Origin of the sequence: Faucicola mancuniensis, assembly GCF_046523945.1 — a bacterium.
Classification (GTDB): Bacteria; Pseudomonadota; Gammaproteobacteria; order Pseudomonadales; family Moraxellaceae; genus Faucicola; species Faucicola mancuniensis.
The window spans coordinates 2,648,721-2,666,317 of record NZ_CP171363.1 but is presented as its reverse complement, the minus strand read 5'-3'; the positions used below and the strand labels follow the sequence as shown (position 1 = coordinate 2,666,317).

The 17,597-nt window shown below is 39.0% G+C and carries 17 protein-coding genes; 9 read left to right on the top strand and 8 right to left on the bottom strand.

Annotated elements, in window-relative coordinates:
- The first annotated feature begins 46 nt into the window (after window positions 1–46).
- From ACGTJS_RS13015 to ACGTJS_RS12985, 7 genes are all read left to right on the top strand, one after another.
- Window positions 47–976: a hypothetical protein gene (locus ACGTJS_RS13015; protein ID WP_410472381.1), complete on the top strand. Its 930-nt coding sequence runs from the start codon at window positions 47–49 to the stop codon at window positions 974–976.
- The gene (locus ACGTJS_RS13010) at window positions 954–1,598 is read left to right on the top strand and encodes a hypothetical protein (RefSeq protein WP_410472380.1); all 645 of its coding nucleotides are present in this window, start codon (window positions 954–956) and stop codon (window positions 1,596–1,598) included. The genes ACGTJS_RS13015 and ACGTJS_RS13010 overlap by 23 nt, the downstream gene beginning before the upstream one ends.
- 170 nt (window positions 1,599–1,768) lie before the next feature.
- On the top strand, window positions 1,769–4,816 hold the full coding sequence (locus ACGTJS_RS13005; protein WP_410473286.1) for a hemagglutinin repeat-containing protein: 3,048 nt from the start codon (window positions 1,769–1,771) through the stop codon (window positions 4,814–4,816).
- A 9-nt stretch (window positions 4,817–4,825) separates the two neighbouring features.
- Window positions 4,826–5,299: a hypothetical protein gene (locus ACGTJS_RS13000; protein WP_115248436.1), complete on the top strand. Its 474-nt coding sequence runs from the start codon at window positions 4,826–4,828 to the stop codon at window positions 5,297–5,299.
- 49 nt (window positions 5,300–5,348) lie between these two features.
- The gene (locus tag ACGTJS_RS12995) at window positions 5,349–5,600 is read left to right on the top strand and encodes a hypothetical protein (RefSeq protein ID WP_115248435.1); all 252 of its coding nucleotides are present in this window, start codon (window positions 5,349–5,351) and stop codon (window positions 5,598–5,600) included.
- A gap of 2 nt (window positions 5,601–5,602) precedes the next feature.
- Entirely contained in the window at window positions 5,603–6,067 is a 465-nt protein-coding gene (locus ACGTJS_RS12990; protein ID WP_410472379.1) for a hypothetical protein, read from the top strand.
- Between the two features lie 394 nt (window positions 6,068–6,461).
- Window positions 6,462–7,559 (top strand): IS4 family transposase, encoded by a 1,098-nt coding sequence (locus ACGTJS_RS12985; protein WP_410472378.1) that lies wholly within the window; start codon window positions 6,462–6,464, stop codon window positions 7,557–7,559.
- A 62-nt stretch (window positions 7,560–7,621) separates the two neighbouring features.
- On the opposite strand, the gene ACGTJS_RS12980 is transcribed toward ACGTJS_RS12985, so the two are convergent.
- The 4 genes from ACGTJS_RS12980 to ACGTJS_RS12965 all read right to left on the bottom strand — a co-directional run bounded on the left by ACGTJS_RS12980 (window position 7,622) and on the right by ACGTJS_RS12965 (window position 9,951).
- Complete coding sequence (locus ACGTJS_RS12980) at window positions 7,622–7,822, bottom strand: hypothetical protein (RefSeq protein WP_410472377.1); 201 nt, start codon at window positions 7,820–7,822, stop codon at window positions 7,622–7,624.
- Window positions 7,823–7,893: 71 nt separating this feature from the next.
- A complete protein-coding gene (locus tag ACGTJS_RS12975) occupies window positions 7,894–8,331 on the bottom strand; it encodes a hypothetical protein (RefSeq protein ID WP_410472376.1) in 438 nt (145 codons plus the stop codon).
- Between the two features lies 1 nt (window position 8,332).
- On the bottom strand, window positions 8,333–8,788 hold the full coding sequence (locus ACGTJS_RS12970) for a hypothetical protein (RefSeq protein WP_410472375.1): 456 nt from the start codon (window positions 8,786–8,788) through the stop codon (window positions 8,333–8,335).
- 2 nt (window positions 8,789–8,790) lie between these two features.
- Complete coding sequence (locus tag ACGTJS_RS12965; RefSeq protein WP_410472374.1) at window positions 8,791–9,951, bottom strand: polymorphic toxin-type HINT domain-containing protein; 1,161 nt, start codon at window positions 9,949–9,951, stop codon at window positions 8,791–8,793.
- A gap of 103 nt (window positions 9,952–10,054) precedes the next feature.
- On the opposite strand from ACGTJS_RS12965, the gene ACGTJS_RS12960 reads away from it, so the two are divergent.
- Window positions 10,055–10,897: an integrase core domain-containing protein gene (locus ACGTJS_RS12960; RefSeq protein WP_410472002.1), complete on the top strand. Its 843-nt coding sequence runs from the start codon at window positions 10,055–10,057 to the stop codon at window positions 10,895–10,897.
- Window positions 10,898–10,902: 5 nt separating this feature from the next.
- On the opposite strand, the gene ACGTJS_RS12955 is transcribed toward ACGTJS_RS12960, so the two are convergent.
- From ACGTJS_RS12955 to ACGTJS_RS12940, 4 genes are all read right to left on the bottom strand, one after another.
- Complete coding sequence (locus tag ACGTJS_RS12955; protein WP_410472373.1) at window positions 10,903–11,883, bottom strand: hypothetical protein; 981 nt, start codon at window positions 11,881–11,883, stop codon at window positions 10,903–10,905.
- Between the two features lie 374 nt (window positions 11,884–12,257).
- On the bottom strand, window positions 12,258–12,572 hold the full coding sequence (locus ACGTJS_RS12950) for a hypothetical protein (protein WP_410472372.1): 315 nt from the start codon (window positions 12,570–12,572) through the stop codon (window positions 12,258–12,260).
- Window positions 12,573–12,698: 126 nt separating this feature from the next.
- Window positions 12,699–13,661 carry a VENN motif pre-toxin domain-containing protein gene (locus ACGTJS_RS12945; RefSeq protein WP_410472371.1) on the bottom strand — a complete coding sequence of 321 codons (963 nt, stop codon included), beginning with the start codon at window positions 13,659–13,661 and terminating at the stop codon, window positions 12,699–12,701.
- A gap of 62 nt (window positions 13,662–13,723) precedes the next feature.
- On the bottom strand, window positions 13,724–16,768 hold the full coding sequence (locus ACGTJS_RS12940; protein ID WP_410472370.1) for a hemagglutinin repeat-containing protein: 3,045 nt from the start codon (window positions 16,766–16,768) through the stop codon (window positions 13,724–13,726).
- 58 nt (window positions 16,769–16,826) lie between these two features.
- Between ACGTJS_RS12940 and ACGTJS_RS12935 the strand changes: the two genes are divergently transcribed.
- Window positions 16,827–17,570 carry an ISAs1 family transposase gene (locus ACGTJS_RS12935; RefSeq protein ID WP_410473285.1) on the top strand — a complete coding sequence of 248 codons (744 nt, stop codon included), beginning with the start codon at window positions 16,827–16,829 and terminating at the stop codon, window positions 17,568–17,570.
- Window positions 17,571–17,597 lie beyond the last annotated feature (27 nt).

The following is a 17,597-nucleotide window of genomic DNA, read 5'->3' as shown; positions in this document are numbered from 1 at the left end:
TGACCCTGCGTTTGCCGGTTATAAAAACTGGTTATCATCCGACTACATGATGAAACGCTTGGGGCTCAATCAGGACAATATGCACAAACGCCTGGGAGATGGCTACTATGAACAACACATGATTCGTGATCAAATCATGGTGCTCACTGGTAAACGCTTCTTAGGTGACTACCGCAGTGACGATGCCATGTACCAAGCCTTGATGGACAATGGGATTACCAGTGCCAATGCGTTAAACCTACGCCCAGGTATTGCCCTGACCGCTTCTCAGGTGGCACAGCTCACCACCGATATTGTCTGGCTGGTTGAACAAGACATGACATTACCTAATGGACAAACCCAAAAAGCCCTCGTCCCTAAAGTCTATGTACGCTCCAATGTTGGTGACATCAAAGGGGATGGCAGTTTAGTAGCGGGTTACAACACTGACCTACAACTCACAGGGGATTTAAGCAATTCAGGTAACATTGTGGGACATCATGCCTTGCGTGTGAGTGCCAACAATGTCAATAACAATGCTGGCGGTGTCATTCAAGGTAACTTTATCCAAATCAATAGTAAAAAAGACACCAACAACATTGGTGGTACCATCAAAGCTAACAGTGCTATGTCAATGAGTGTGGGCGGTAATTTAAACAACACCTCAACGACATATCACACAGAAAGCTCAAAAAACAAAAGTAATACTTGGCGTACTGGGCTTGACCAAATTGCCAGCATCTACGTGGGAGATGGCTTAAAAGGTCAAGTGGATAATGAAGGCAACCCACTGACCACGTTAGCCATTGATGTGGCAGGTAACACGAGCTTCAATGCCAGTCAGCTGATTAACCATGGTGGTAGCACCCAACTGATTAGCAGTGGCAATATCGCCTTTAATGCCGTCAACACTGGTTATCAAACCAACGCCATTCATGATAACAACAACTATATCAAAGCTGGGCATACTGAAGATGTTGGCAGTGTGGTGGTATAAAGGTGACACCATCATCCGCTCAAAAAACGGCAACATTACTGGTACGGCAGCGACCATTCACAGTGAAGATGGGACAACCTATCTTAAAGCGGACAATGGGGATATCAGCTTTAAAGAAGGTCGAGAAACCAATAACGTAGAAACTGCTAGTCGCTCCACCCAAAGAAACTGGTTAAGTAAGAAAACCAACCAAGACAACTACAGTTATAACAATGATTTAGCCATCAAAGGCAGTATTAATGGTAACCGTGTCATCATTGATGCCAAAAACAACGTGCATTTAACGGCAACCGATGCAATCAGTCAGCAAGGCACCTATATCAAGGGTGGAAAAAACGTCACCATTGATGCGCGACTAACACTGAACATCAAAGTAGCAGTCATGGCGAGAAAAAATCTGGGCTATTTGGCAATGGGGGTGCCAGCTTCACCATTGGCACACAAAGAACCCAAAATCAAAACAGCACGGACAGTGTGTCACATACTGGTAGCATTGTCGGAACTAAAAATGGTAACACCATTATCACGGCAGGTGAGCATTATCAGCAAACTGGCAGTAAAGTCTATGCCAAAAACCAAACCACGAACAATGTGCATGATCTCAATTATGGCACGGTGGTGATTAATGCCAAATCGGCAAACGTGAGTAATACTACTGCCACAACGCAAACACACAATATCCAAAGCCAAAAAACCAGCGGATTAACCGTGAGTGTGTCTAATAGCTTAATCGATCAGGCTCAAAGCATTAATAGTCTACTGAAAGCGGGTGAAACCACCAACAGTGAGAAAATGAAAGTCATGGCGGGTATTGCAGGCTTTAGTAAGCTGCGTACCTTAGATAAAGGCGTACAAGGTGCTGTTGATAGCTTACAAAAAAGTGAGTTAAGCAAAGAAGGATTAGCTGGGGTAGGCAATACTCGCATTCAAGCCACACTTGGCAGTCAATCCAACAAAAGCGTGCAAGATAGCCTATCAGGTAAAAATGAGGCATCAAGCATTGATGCCAATAACTTAGTGTTAAACATTGCAGGCAAAGGTAAAGACAGTGACTTTACTGTGACAGGCAGTGACATCAACTTAGTGGGAGACTTGTATAATAACGTTGAAGGTGATGTGATTTACCAAGCCGCATCCAGTACAGGCTATGACCGTACCAGTAATAAATCTAATGGCTTTGGCATTGGGGTGTATGCCAGCACGCAAAATGGAGCAGGTATTACTGCCAATGCCAATATGGCAAAAGGTTATGGCAATGGCGAAACCACCACCAATGCCAACTCTCATATCAATGTCGGTGGTACAACCTATCAAAACATCGGTGGTAACTTGGTGCTTGATGGTGCGGTGGTGAAAGGTGATTATGCCACAGGTCACATCGGTGGCGGGATTATTGCGACCAGTCGTCAAGATACCGCTAAATATGACGGTAAACAAAAAAATGTAGGCTTTAGTGCCGACGTGTCTATGCAAGGCATCCCACAAAATGTGAGTATCAATGGCGGTAAATCCAATCTCTCCATGGACTTAGCCCAAGTGACTGAGCAGACAGGGCTACAGTACCAATCTTCTGATATGGTGGTTGATGGTAAAAGCTCTTTTAATGGGGCATATTTTACCACTGCCACCCCTGAAGCGAATCAGACTCAGTTTAAAGGTGGGTTAGAAGTCGGTGATATACAAAACCACATTCATTATCACGGTCAATCGATAAGTGGCGGTATCAGTGCAGGGTTAAATGCCAACAAAACAGGGTTAGCTTCGCCGTCTATCAGCGGTATTGGTTATGGTAAGGTGGGGGATAGTGATACCAGTACCACGTATGGGGCGGTGACAGGGATGGCAGGGCAGTCGCAGGTGACGAATAAGACTGTAGGCATACTCAATGAGCCGTTAAGAAATACGTTTAATGCAGGTCAGTTAAATGCTGAACTTAACAATCAAACTCAGATTACGCAAGCGTTTGGGCAGGAAGCTCCGAAAATGGTCGGAGATTATGCAGGACAAAAACAACTTGAACTTATTCATGCAGGAAATACTGAAGAAGCCGAAAAATGGGGTGAGGGTGGTGTTTATCGTGTGGCACTGCATACAGCAACTGGATTGTTGGCGACAGGGGCAGTTGAGGGTGCATTAACCACAGGTGGTGTTGCTACCATTGCTCCAAAACTGAATGAATGGCAAGACAAACTTACCACCAAACTCGTAGAAAAAGGCTTTGAAAAAGACACCGCCGAAAGTGTCAGTAAATTCACCCTAAATCTTACAATCGCTACAGCAGGCACTACCGCAGGCTTAGATACGAGCAGTACTGCTTATGCTTTGAATGCGGATATGAATAATAGGCAGTTGCATCCTGATGAAAAAAAACTTGCCACAAAACTAGCACAAGAGTTAAAAAAGCCAAAATATAAATCTTTTGTACGCCCTAATGGTCAGCCTTATACTTTGGAAGATGTAGAGAATGCTTTGCGTTGGGCAAATATTAATAGTACGAAATATAAAGAAAAATATACAGATAACATAAAAGTAGTCCTTAAAGAAGGAACTAATGCTAATACTCTTATGTATGATGAGTATGGGTGGAGCAAGCCCTCTGTGGAAGGTAGCTCTGTTGTATACTATCAGCACCTAAATACCGCCAAAAGACCCAATGAGCAATTAATATCATTCATACAAGCCCATACACCAAAAGGCACAAAATATACTTGGGATAATAACGCTAGAATTCCCTATATGCCTACAAGTTTACCCAAAAAGCCTACCACAACACCATCGTCGCCAGTAAAAAAGGTAGTAGAAGCCCCAAAATACCCACAGACTGCCTTAGATAGACAAAATGAGACCATTAAACGTACTGGTATTGATTTTAATGGCGGTAAAGTAGCTCAATCAAAATCTGAGAAAATCATCAATGAACAAGTAATGCCTGTTGTTCAAACAGGGGTTGGGTTAGCAGAGGTAGGCACAGGTACGGCAATGTGTGCTACTGGTGTTGGCTGTGGTGTTGGTTCTGCTCTTATTATCCACGGTTCTGATAATGCGGTCACTGGTAATGCAAACCGAGGTAAAACAACCAATCAACAAACTTCATCAGTTTTACTTACCCAAGGCGTAGGATTGTCTGAAGGCACAGCTTCCAATATCAAAATGGGAACGGATTTGGCTTTGGGAGGGGTAACTGCTGCTCAAGGTGTGGGTAGGAGGGTTGCTAGTGGTGCTAGCGGCACTGGAACTACTATAGGTAAGCATACTGATTATACTTTGACAAAGGTGGGTGATTGGGATTTGGAAAATGTATCAAATTATGGTAATCCTAATACACCTGCTGATAGGATAATTGCTACAGAAAAATCCAATCATACTAAAGAATTGAAAGATTTAGGAGTTGAAAAGATTGGTCAGCTTCCACACTATGATGATAAACATGGGGCTTATACCAGTCTACAAGACCAATATGATAGAGCTATGACTGGCACAAATAAGACGCTAAGCGAAAAAGGTTATCCACCAGGCAAGCCAGTAAATGCTTCCAAGTTTTTTAACTCAACTGATATGGAGTATGCAATGCGACAAGCAGAAAAGATGTATGCTGAAAACCCAAAGAAATATATTTATGAAAAAAACCAGGTTACTATTAACTTTGACAGACCAGTGGGTGAAGGTTTTATTAAAAACAATAAAACCACTCAAGCTAATGGTACAGCTGGTGAATATCGTTGGAGCAATACTGCAATAGTAGGTATTGATCCTAAAACAGGAAAGGCTTATACCGCTTTCCCGAATATGGATGAAGGTTATAAGCAAGAAAACCAGTTATTGGATTTTATTAAAAAATAAGAGGTTGTGATGATTGATGTTAATATTAAACACATTTCAAACTTATTTTTCGCTTTACATGATGAAGTAATATCCTACTATTTATCATCAGATGAGTATAATGGGTATTATAATAGTGATTTGAAAAACTATTCTGATTTTCAAAAATGGTTTCCCATAGTTTTTAGAGCCGATGAAATGGAATATGTAGATTATTCAGATATGGCAAATCCATATTTTAAACTTTTAAAAAATAGTCTTAAATTTTTAATTTTATCTAGAAAAACTATTGAAAATGATATATATTTGTCAGGTATTGACAATATAGAAAATAGTGAATTGTTTTGGAATGAATATTATATATTTTTAATAAGAGTTTATCAATATCTATTTAAGGAACAATTTGTATATGAAGATATTAGTAAATTTAAAGAGCGAATAGATAAAGAGTTTGTTGAAAATCCTAGTTGTCCGGAGCTATGGAAAGAACCTATTTACAAATAAATTTTCTTAACCAACCCTATATGGAGTATGCAATGCGACAAGCAGAAAAATGTATGCTGAAAACCCAAAGAAATATATTGATTCGAAAGGAAAAATTTCTATTGATGTAACATTTTATAGGCCTATTGGAGAAGGATTTATGGGAGCCAACAAAACAAATACAGGATTAGGTATAGCTGGTGAATACCGCTGGACAAATAGCGTTAGTGTTGGCTTGGATAAAACTACCAAAAAACCATATACTGCCTTTCCTGATATTAGTAAAGGCATAAAGAAACCTGACCCACTTAAAGTGAGATAAATATGTTTGATGTTAATCCAGAAATTATTGAAAGAGCTTTTGAGGGTGCATGGCATTCAGAAACCTTAGAGCATTATCAAGAAGAGGATGAGTATTATTCATTAGACCTGTCTAGTGAGAAAGATGCTCGTTACGCAATTAATAGATGGTTGTTGGTGGGTTGGCGAAATAATGAAAAACCCATTTATAAAGAGAGTTTGCGTTATACGATTACTAAAGATGGATATTTAAATGCTGATGTATGGTTGCCGGGTATTGACTATGTACCTGTAGAAGGCGTTCATAATGAAACACACTCACAAGAATTTGATAGATTATACAAAAATTTCCTACTCATCCTATGGGACGAATGGTTTAATGAGCCCTTTGTAGAAGCTGATTTGTCTAATTATAGAGTTAGGATAGATGATGAATTTGTTCGGTTTCCCCATATGCCTGAGTTATGGAAAGAGCCTATTTATAAATAAAAAGCAATAATCTGTAAGCTAGCTTAAACTTATACTCAAAAAGAATCGGGTGGAAATTTATCCTATATTGAAAAAAAACTTAGTCTATGTGACGGCCATTTATCTAAATCTGATACAAAAATATTTCATATCAGTCCAAATGGTTTAAATGTTAAAATACCGTCCGGAAACGAAGGAGGTGCTAATTTTCAGTGGCTATTAGGTGGCAAAACTGCTAATGGAACAACCGAAGGCATTGCTGACTTAACCAAAGATGATTTAATTATTACAAAAATCATACTCGGAGATAAATAATGAATGAAAAATTAATATTCATCTCTCTGCACACGACAAAAAAACAAAAAAGTCTGATAAAACAATGGCATAATAGTAATTTTTCCGACGAATTAAAACCATGCCAAACCTTATCAGACTAGAAAGAATTTTATCGCAAAACCTAACAATACACAAGGCAAAAATCAACTGCTTAAGTCTAATGATAATAGCCATCATTACCGCCCAAAGCAGTAACCTAAAAAAGATAGCCAGACACTTTACCAACAGCACAACAAATGACAGCAACTACCGAAGAATACAACGCTTTTTCGCCCAAACACCCCTAAATGAACACCAAATAGCACGCCTTATCTTTCAACTATTTGGACTAAACAAAGTCACACTCACCATTGACCGTACCAACTGGAAATGGGGAAAAAGCAACATCAACATCTTCATGTTAGCTGTTGTACACAAAGGCATTGCCATACCCTTATACTGGACAATGCTAGACAAACAAGGCAACTCAAAAACACTAGAGAGAACACAACTCATTGAAAAATTCATTCACACCTTTGGTAAAGATAAAATACAAAAAGTATTAGCCGATAGAGAATTTGTGGGTTCTGCATGGTTCGACTGGCTAACAAAACAAAATATTAAATTTGCCATACGCATTAAAAAAGACAGTAAAGTGACCAATACACAAGGACAAAGCGTACAAATTAAAACACTATTTCATAATTTAAACCAGCAAGATACTTATCACCATGCTAGAACACTCTTTGTTGATAAGTGTCCTGTCAAGGTATCGGCAAAGCTTGATAGTGATAATGATTATGTGATTGTGGCTACCAATGATTTTGATGATATTGACCCTATGGCAACTTATGCGATGCGTTGGCAGATTGAAACGCTGTTTTCTTGTTTAAAGGGGCGTGGTTTTAATCTTGAGGATACGCATTTGACTAAACAAGACAGAGTGAGTAAATTGGTTGCGGTAAATGCGTTAGCCTTTTGTTGGGCTTATTTGACTGGCTTGGCGGTCATTGATGATAAGCCTAGTCATTATAAACGTTGCTTTAAGTCTAATGGTCGTCCTCAGTCAAGTGTTTTTGCTTTGGGGTTAGATTTTCTGATTGATGGATTTAGACGGTTTATTATGTGTGGTGATTTTGCTTTTTTTAATAGGTTGGTTGATTTTCTCAGTTTTAAAAGAAAATCAACTTTATTTTAGTAGTTTCTGTCGTGTGCAGAGGATGAAACTATAATTTAACGGATACAGGGTTTTGAATGCTCTCAAAATAAACTTATTTTTCCTGCTTTATAACCTGATACTTGTAAAGCACCTAAGCCCATTTCATCTGTATAATTTTCAAATATGATAATATCAAACACTCTATCTGAATAATAAAATTCATTTTGATTTTTAAGAAATATTCTTAAAATTGTGCCAGACCAAATTCGTTCTTCTTCAAAATCTTCTATCTTAATAAACATTTTACTTTCTCACTTGACCTTTGATTTATGAGAAGAAGCTGGTTTGGTAGATTATCCATTAAAATCCATCTCTAGATGGATTTCAAATAAATGTATGTACTTTGATATTCATCTACTTCTGATTTAAGATCTGTATTTAATTGACTGTAAACAACGTTTTTCAAAGTTTCATAAGCTTTAAAAAATAATTCCTTTTGACTTAAAATATAACTTTTCTTCAAATCATGCATATTAAAAGAGTTAATAATATTAAATAGTGCTCCAATATTTTTCTCGTCGTAGTTTAATGCTTTAGCAAAATAAAATAGACCACCCTCATCAGGAAATTCATTAAGGTAAGGAGCATAAGCATCGACAATTACTCCTTTTAGATTTAAAGCTTCAGCAATCTCTTTTTCATTAATCTTATTATTGTCAATAATATTATTTAATTTCGTAAAGGCTAATTCAAACTTACCATTATTGATAAGCAATTCTACTTCGTTAAACTCTGCCTCAAAATAATTCATTTTAATCTACTCCAGCATTAGTAACACGTATATGTCCTGTAAGATCTTTCATTCCTTCTACCCAATTTGCCATATCTTTTTGGATTAGAGGGTTTGCTATTATTAAATAGTCATAATTAAAGGGTATTCTTCCCCATAAAATTCTCATTATATGATTTAAACGATCACGACATTCATCTGCTTCATCTTGGTTAAATTTTTCCAAAAAATAATAATCTTCAGGATCGTTATGACTAGAGATTGATAGATTTATACTATTAGCTAAATAGTATAAATTTGCAGCTAACTCCCTATTTAGAGTTTCTGCCCCTACCAAGCTTTCACACAACTTTATTAGAAAATATTCCAATTTCCAATATTTATCCATATCCCAAATGCGTTTCTCTTCTAAAGAATAATTAAAAGACTCTTCATTCCAAAATATTTCATTACACTCATTATAATGATTAGCAAGCATCTTTAATCACCTATCCTTTTCAAATTAGCATCGTATGTACCATCACGAGTTTCTTTTTTATTAATATTTTTTATAGAATCTGCTTTTTTCCATACCCCACCATTATGTGCACCTTCACCTTTGCCAGTGCCTACATCACGAGAAATTACTTCACCTGTATTTGGGTTTTCAAAAATAGCTGGTCTGTTCTTTTGGGTATGTTTCTTTGTATAACCAAGTTTTTTAGCAGCTTCAAAAGCTTCAGCATCCGTTTGATAGTAGACATGTCCTGGTGCAGCCTTTGCACCTATTCTATTCGGATATGAATCAACTGCTATTACATTTGGTGAGTTTGGTTTAGTTGGGTGATAAACGTCTTTATTATAGTACCGACCATCAGAACCTTTATAAGCTAAAACTTGCTTACCTTTTTCATCTTTAAAAGTATATAAAGGTCTACCATCTGGTAATGTTTTACCTGTATTAGTAGCACCAGAAGGAAGATTATTCCAGCAATTATTATGAACCCACACCCCCCGAACCTTATAATTACCTGCAATAAAATAAGTATGGTCATTACCAACTGTTAAATTATATGCAGATAATGGCTCATCCTTAACCTCAACATGCTGAACAACTTGCCATTTACCATCTTCTGATAATAGCTCATAGCCTGCTTTAAGATTACTAGCATCAACCCATTGAGCATTTTTAATATCACCTTGATAATTATGCCCTTCAGAAGAAGGTGGCAATGATAAACCATCTAGGTTATTAATACGAGTAAAAAATGGGTGAATTTTATTAGAAACTATCGTTTGTGAATTACCATTTTTATCTGTTAGAGTCACATAAACTGTTTGTTGATAAGGATTGTTATATTGATTCAAAACTTTTTGGTAAGAAACTTCACCTGTAAATTCATTCTTCGCTAAGACCATATCACCAATTTTAATATCAGCAATAGGTTTATAGCCATTTTGGGTCTCTACTAACATATCGCCACGGAATGAGCATAGAGCTTTAGCAGGTTTCGTCTTAATTACCGTTCTACCAGCCCCACCTCCCCAAACTTCAGCATGCATTAAATCTGCTGCAATAGCATCCATTGGTCTATTTTCAGCTCGGGAGATATTTGCTATACCGCGAGTAATAGTATTGCTAAAGGCGAAATCATTACTCATGGTAACATTCGCACGAAGAGTACCTCCTCCTAATGATTCAATTCTTGTATAATCTGTAAGATATCCTAGCGTTATTTACAGTATTTAGGATAAAATACTGCAAATGAACATACATAAAAACACCAGACTGCTACCGTTTGAAAGAGAAGCTATTTGGATAGCCTATCATCAAAACAAACAAAGCGTAACATCACTTGCTGAAGAATACAAAGTATCAAGACCAACAATCTACAAGGTATTGAAACTTGCTAGAGTGAAGTTACTAAAACCACAAACCAGTGTCAATAATCGCTTTAAACAAGCGAAATTTGGTATTAAACGCTTAGCTAAAGTTGAAAAGAGTATACAAGACAAACTCAAAAAACAAGCCAAGCGTTATAATAAATCCTATCCTGGTGAGATGGTACACGTAGATACAAAACGCCTACCACTGCTCAAAGGACAAAATAGCAACAGCCCTAGAGAATATCTGTTTGTTGCCATTGATGATTATTCTCGTGAACTGTATGCTTGTATTATGCCAGACAAAACAGCTTTTAGTGCGGCTAAGTTTCTGACAGAACAAGTTATTAAACCTTGCCCTTATACGATTGAGGTGATTTATTCTGACAATGGCACAGAATATAAAGGCACAAAAGACCATGAATTTGTCAAAGCCTGTTATAATAACAACATCAATCAGAAATTCACCAAAGTTGCCAAACCACAAACCAATGGTAAAGCAGAACGAGTAATACGTACGCTCATGGAAATGTGGCATGAACAATGTGAATTTACAGGTAGTGAACATAGAAAGCAAGAATTAACAAGATTTCTTAATTTCTATAATACCGTTAAACCCCATTCATCTTTAACTAAAAAAGATGATATTACTGGCAAAACTCAAACCTTTACTCCTTATGAGTGGTTGGAGTTTTATTTTAAACAAAGTGTAAATAACGCTTGAGGTTCTTACATATAATCACTAGCAAAAGGTGAGATTTTATTTTCAGGAAACCCTGCATAAAAATTAGCGATTTCAGCTTTACATTGAGCATTATTAAAATCAGTAATACAAACTCTATTTAGCTTTGCATCTTGTTTTTTACTTAAATTTTGATAATAAGCATTAATCCCCTGTTTACAATAATTATCATTTCCACAAGCTTTAAGCTGATCTGCCCATTTTTGTAATTGGATATGATTTAAATAATTATTCTCCGTCTGATTAACATTATTAGCAGCTCCTGCGGTATTATCACCAACCGCACCACCAATACCAGCCGATAATCCAACTAAAACAGCTTTTCTAGTTGCTTCATCATAGTCTTGCTGTTGTAGATACTCATCAACTTTTGGTACAACAATGGCTGTGCCACTACCTGCGACCGCTCCTTCAATCGAACCTGTGGCTAAAGCACTTGATAAGGTATGAAGTACCACACGATAAATACCACCTTCACCCCATTTTTTAGCTTCTTCAATATTACCTTTGTTAATTAGCTCAAGTTGTTTATTACTGGCATAATCCCCAATCGCTTTCGGAATTTCCTTACCATATTCTTGAATAATCTGAACCTGAGCATTAATCTGCTCATTCACTCTATCCTTATCAAAGTTATTTTGTAGAACCTCATTAAGGCTACCCACATTGGCAGTCGTCACATCCGACTTACCAGCAATCCCAGTCACCGCACCATACGTCGTACTGGTTTGGCTATTACTGTCTGTGCCATAGCCAATGCCCTGACTACTAACCTGTGGATTGGCTGTGCTACCACCGACATTAATCCCACCAGAGATGGATTCCCCTTCATAGCTACTGTGGTTGTCAATGTCACTCACCGTGATGTCTTGCTTAAACACCGCTTGATTATCAGCCTCACTGTTGGTGAGAAACGCTCCGCCCTCAAATCTGCCTTTGCCGTCCACTTGCAGGTCGGTTGTGTTCATGAAGAAGCCAGACTGCTCTTTTACCTGGGCATAGTCAGCATCCATGTTGGTTTTACTGCCATTGATGCTAAGGGCTTTTAGATGGTGCCAGTGATCGAATTCTATTTAGGTGAGAGGGTTTGGATGGCTCTACGTTGCAGGGTGAGATGCTGTAATAGGCGGGTTAGTACCCGCCCTACGCTTGCTTTTTAAGAGCTTCGGCTTTAAATTCGTCACTGTAGGTTCTTACTTTCTTGGTCATGATAAACTCCGATTAATACGCTTAGTTTACCAAGTTTACTTGTACGGTTTCTTCAGCATAGCTCAAAACTCCTTATGGGTATTTTATAAGAAATTCTACGTTTGAGCTGTGCTATTTTAGGGAATAGTTACAATTACGGTCTATGCCTTAACTTCCTTTGAAATTTAAGCCAAGAATCATTTTGTCCTTCAATGATACCTTCATAGGTTTCCCAGTCATTCTTTAAAAAATCAAAAAGTATAGGATGCATCTGGTCATCAGAAGTTGCAGAAATATCAAATGTATTTAACTTAATATAATTATCACTTAATATTTCAATATTATATATCTCTTTGTCACTATATACTATTAAGCCCTGATGAGTTGCAGAACTCGCTAAATAATAAAATTCACCATCATTCTTATATATACTATATATATATATATAATCGTTTTCAGACTTACTCATAGCTCTAATCATAAGCTTTGAACCTTAATTTTTTTGTAATAGAATAAAGTAATTTTCATTTAAATATCCGAAGTGTTGAAAAAAATATCAAAAAATATATTTTTTAATTTAATAAAAACATGAGTTTTACTTAACAACTTTTTCTTTAGAAACTATTTTTATATCATATGCTTTATTAGTCTTGCTATTATACTGATAATGAATAACTATATTATGACCATCATTACCTCTCGCAATAGCTTGCATCTTTTGAAAACCTGAGCTTTTAGGGAATCTTGGATCATTATTCATACCTACAAGAGGCTGACCATCTTTGGGATTTTGCTCTACATGTCTCCACAATATTCTTTCTGAAATATTTCTTGGATTTGTAACTTGAGGGGGGGTCTTATTTGAGTTGGCAGTACTAATACTCTCAGCTTTTTTTATTAAATCATTATCATAAGCTTCTTTATTCTTTTGATATGAAATAAAGTCATTATCCCGATTTGCATTATTACCAACCTTAGCCTCCGCCACAGCTTCATCAGCCGCTTTTCTAGCCGCTCTAGCGTCTTTGTATTTTCCAACGATTTGACCCGTTTTCTTCACTACAACTGCCACGCCTTGACCACCAGGCAAAGGAACAACGTCTAAAGCAAAGTCCTTAGCACCTTGTTTAACTTCTTGCTCAGTGGCGTATCTTTCATTAGGTCTAGGGGCACAGCTATTGCCACTATAAGGCAGGCATATGATAAAGTGACCTTTATCGTTCTTTTTATACACAAGGTTCAAAGAACCCACCATTTCTGGAAGCCTTTTGATAAGTTCCAAATCTTCCCGAGCGAAGTTAGGATCTCTAAAATCTTCATTTGGGAACATCATTTCTATATCTTGTAATCCATTCCCCTCAACCGCCACCTTTGCCGTTTCCCCCGCATTCACTGCATCAGTGACATTGCCAGTGGTTGCTCCAATGGTCGTGCCAACCAAACCCGTAATCACACTGATGGTGTCTTTTTGTTCAGCGGTTAGCTCATCTGGATCATCAGTTTGATATAAATACTCCATCAAGAGGGGAGCCGTTGCCTCTCCTGCAACGGCTGACAACCCACCTGTTAATGCATCATTGCCTGTGGCATAACTGACCGCACCGCCTAAGATGGCATGTGCTAGTAAGTGCTGAGCAGTGCTTTGCTCTGCTCTGCTCTATCACCATCATCTAGGTCATTGAGTGCTTCATTTGTTTTGAAGTATTGTCCAATCTGATAAGACACCTCAGGGGCAATCGCTCTTGCCATATAGCCTGTCACCCCATTGGTATTCGGAGCAAATATAGCACTAGTGATACCATCAAATATCACCATATCATGTTGCTGTTTATCCGCTTTGGCAGCCAACTCACGGGCTTTCTCTTGGTCTCCTTGTTTCTCAGCTTCTTTCGCCTTATCCCTTAAATCTTGCTCTTTTTTCGCCATCTCCATGCGATAGCTACGACGCTCCGTATCAAACGCCTGACTTACCTGAACCTGAGCCCCAATCTCCGCATTGACCCTATCTTTATCAAAATTATTTTGCAATACCTCATTGAGGCTAGCCACATTGGCAGTCGTCACCTCCGACTTACCAGCAACCCCAGTCACCGCACCATACGTCGTACTGGTTTGGCTATCACCATCCTTGCCATAACCAATCCCACTAATACCGCCTGACTTATAATTGCCTTGTGGGGTTAAACCAGCAGACAACCCAACATTAATCCCATCCGCCTTATACTGGCTATGGTTCTCAATATCACTAACTTCTAACCCACCCTTAAACTGGGTTTTGTTGTCTTGTGGCGTTGCCGTCGTAAAGTACGCCCCTTTAAACGTACTCTTACCCTCTACCACCACATCGGATGATTGATACTGTAAGCCTGTCTGCTCAGTCACCGCTGCATAATCGGCGTTTGCTCGAGTACGACCGCCATTGATAGATAAACTGCTCCCTGCTCCTTGTTTGACTAAATCAATATCTGCACTAAACCCAGCATTGGTCTGTTTACCATCATATGTAGCGGTATCCTGACGGCTGGTGGCTTTAATTGCCCCACCAATATGACCCGTCATACGGTTGCCTTTTTCCACTGCCCCATCTACGACATAGTCACCACCCACGTTTTGGTAAGTGGTACCTGCCACATTGATATGGCTGTTGGCATTGGTGGTAGTTTCGCCATTACCATAAGCTTTTGCCATATTGGCATTGGCACTAATCCCTGCACTGCCTTTGGTATCAGCATACACCCCAATCCCATAGCCGCTTGATTTGTTGGTACTACGGTCATACCCAGTGCCAGTGGCAGCTTGTTCAATAACATCGCCTTCTACGTTGTTGTAGCGGTCACCTTTAAGATTTAAGTCACTGCCAATAAAGGTTAAGTCACTATCTTTACTTGCCCCTTGAATGTTAAAGATGGCGTTGTTGGCATTGATTTGTGAGGCTTCGTTTTTGCCTGATAAACTGTCTTGGGTGCTTTTGCTTGATTGACTGCCGATAGTTGCTTGAATACGGGTGTTGCCAATACTGCCCAATTTGTCAGCCGTGTCTTTTTGACCATCAAGCTTGGTGCCATCTGGGGCATGTTTGCTTGGGTCATTAAAGTCTTTGGTACTTTGCTGTACACTGTGTCTTAGCGTCCGGGTTTTAGCAACCGCTGCCACCCCAGCCATGACTTTCATTTGGTCTGAGTTGGTGGTTTCGCCAGATTTTACCACACTTCTGATACCCTGTACATGGTCAACTAGACTATTTGATACACTCACGGTTAAGCCTGTGGTTTTTTGGCTTTGGCTGCTGTGACTTTCGGTGGTTGCCGTGGTATTTTGAATGGTGGCTGATTTGGCATTGATAATGACCGTGCCACGGCTTAAGTCATGGACATTGTTGTTGCTTTCATTACCTGCTGAGACCACGCTACCTGTTTGTTGGTAATGGTTACCTGCCGTCAGCACGGTGTTACCATCGTTGGTGCCAATGTTGCTGCCAGTATGCCAGGTTTGTTTAGTGCTGTTTTGGTTTTGGGTCTTTTGTGAGCCAATGGTAAAGCCAAGTCCACTACCTGTACCAAACACGCCAGATTTTTTCTTGTCATGGCTTGAGCTTTCGCTGTAACGATTTTCGGCGGCATCAATGGTTAGGTTATTGCCGGCTTTAACATAGGTACCATGGTCACTAATGACATCGGTGGCGGTGAGATGGACGTCATTTTTGGCAGTGATAGAGACTTTGTCACCATCAATGTGACTGCCAATGGCTGTATCACTGGTCATGTCGTAGCGGTCTTGGGTGGTTTTACTGCTTAAGAAGCCTTTGTCCGTGGTGCGATTTGCAGTTGATAGGTTTTGGGTTGCTCGTCCTTCTTTAAAGGCAATGTTGTTGTCAGCATTGATGATGGTGTTGCCGCCACTTTGGATGGTCGTGGCGGTGCCTGTAACGTTGTTGCCTTTGATAAAGGTGTCGCCACTGGTCACAAGGACGCTACCCATATCTTGGGTTTGACCCACTTTATAGTAGTTGTTGCTGTCACCAATGGCATTGGTTTGATAGCCTGTGTTAACAGCGTTGAATTTGATATCCCCTTCCGCTACCAAACGGGTGGTACCGCCAGCGTTGACCAGTTGAGCGGCGTTAAAGGTGGCATCACCCGTCACATCAATACTAAGCGTAGTAAGTGGTCGACCATTTTCATCCTTTTTATCTTTTAAGCCATCGCCGACATAGATTTGACCAATTTGGTCGATACCAGTACGCCAGGCATTGCTTTGACCTGCTTGACTTTCGCTATGATGGGTGGTGCTACTGTTATTGAGTTTGCCACCGACATCCAGTGCCATGGCACTGCCTGCTTTAAGCGTTGCACCGATGTTGTTTAAATCATTTTTGGTGTTAACTTGGACAAAGTTGCCTTGGATAAGTCCACCGTTTTGATTGTTAAGGTTACTGGCATTGATACGCAGTCCATTGTGTGCCACAATGTTACCTTGGTTTGATAGGTCACCAGTCAGCTGCATGTCGACATTGCGGGCAGCAATAAGGCTACCATCGCCTTTTAAGTCACTGACGTTGGCACGCACATAGACTTTGGGTACGAGTACGGTTTGTTTGCTACCGTCTTTTAGGGTGATGGTCAGGGCAAAATCAAAATTAATAAAATAAAGTTTACAAATTGTCAAAAAGACAAAAAACTCATAAAATACTTCTAAAAAGGAGAACCCATGAGCTTTATAGAACATTTCAGTATCATCGAAGATCGAAGACCGAGGAACAGACATCAACATCAAACACAGACTAATAGACATACTATTTTTAACACTATGTGGCATATTATCTGGAGCAGAAGGCTGGGAAGAAATTAGCGAATTTGGCAAACAAAAACAAACATGGCTAAAAAAATTTTTGGGCTACGACAACGGCATCCCATCCGCCTCAACCATAAAACGAGTAATAAGCCTAATTGAAGCTGAAACATTACTAAACAGCTACATCAACTGGATAAACAGTATCAGAGAACAACAAGACCTAACCATCATCGCCATTGATGGCAAAACCTTAAAACAAAGCTACCAAAACAGTGATGACAAACTAACCGCCCTCCACTCAATCAGTGCCTATCTAAACAGTATCATTGAGATTGTCAGAATCAGACATGATAAAAAAACAGGTGAACAGACGACCCAAACTGCGTATTACATTAGCTCATTATCTATTAATCCAGAACAGCTTAATTATGTTATCAAACGACATTGGGCGATTGAAAATAGTTTACATTATGTGCTTGATGTGACTTTTAAAGAAGATAGCTGTCGTATTCGTGAACAACAAGCTACTAAGAATATGGCTTTGTTTAGAAGGGCTTCGGTGTCTTTAATTAAGTCTTCAGGTATCAAGGGTAGTGTTAAGTCTATTGTTAAGCGTTGTGGTTGGAATCATGATATTCTTGAGCAAGTTGTATTCGGTAAAACTTTTGTTGGGTAAGTTTGATTTTGCCCTGTTGATTTTCTA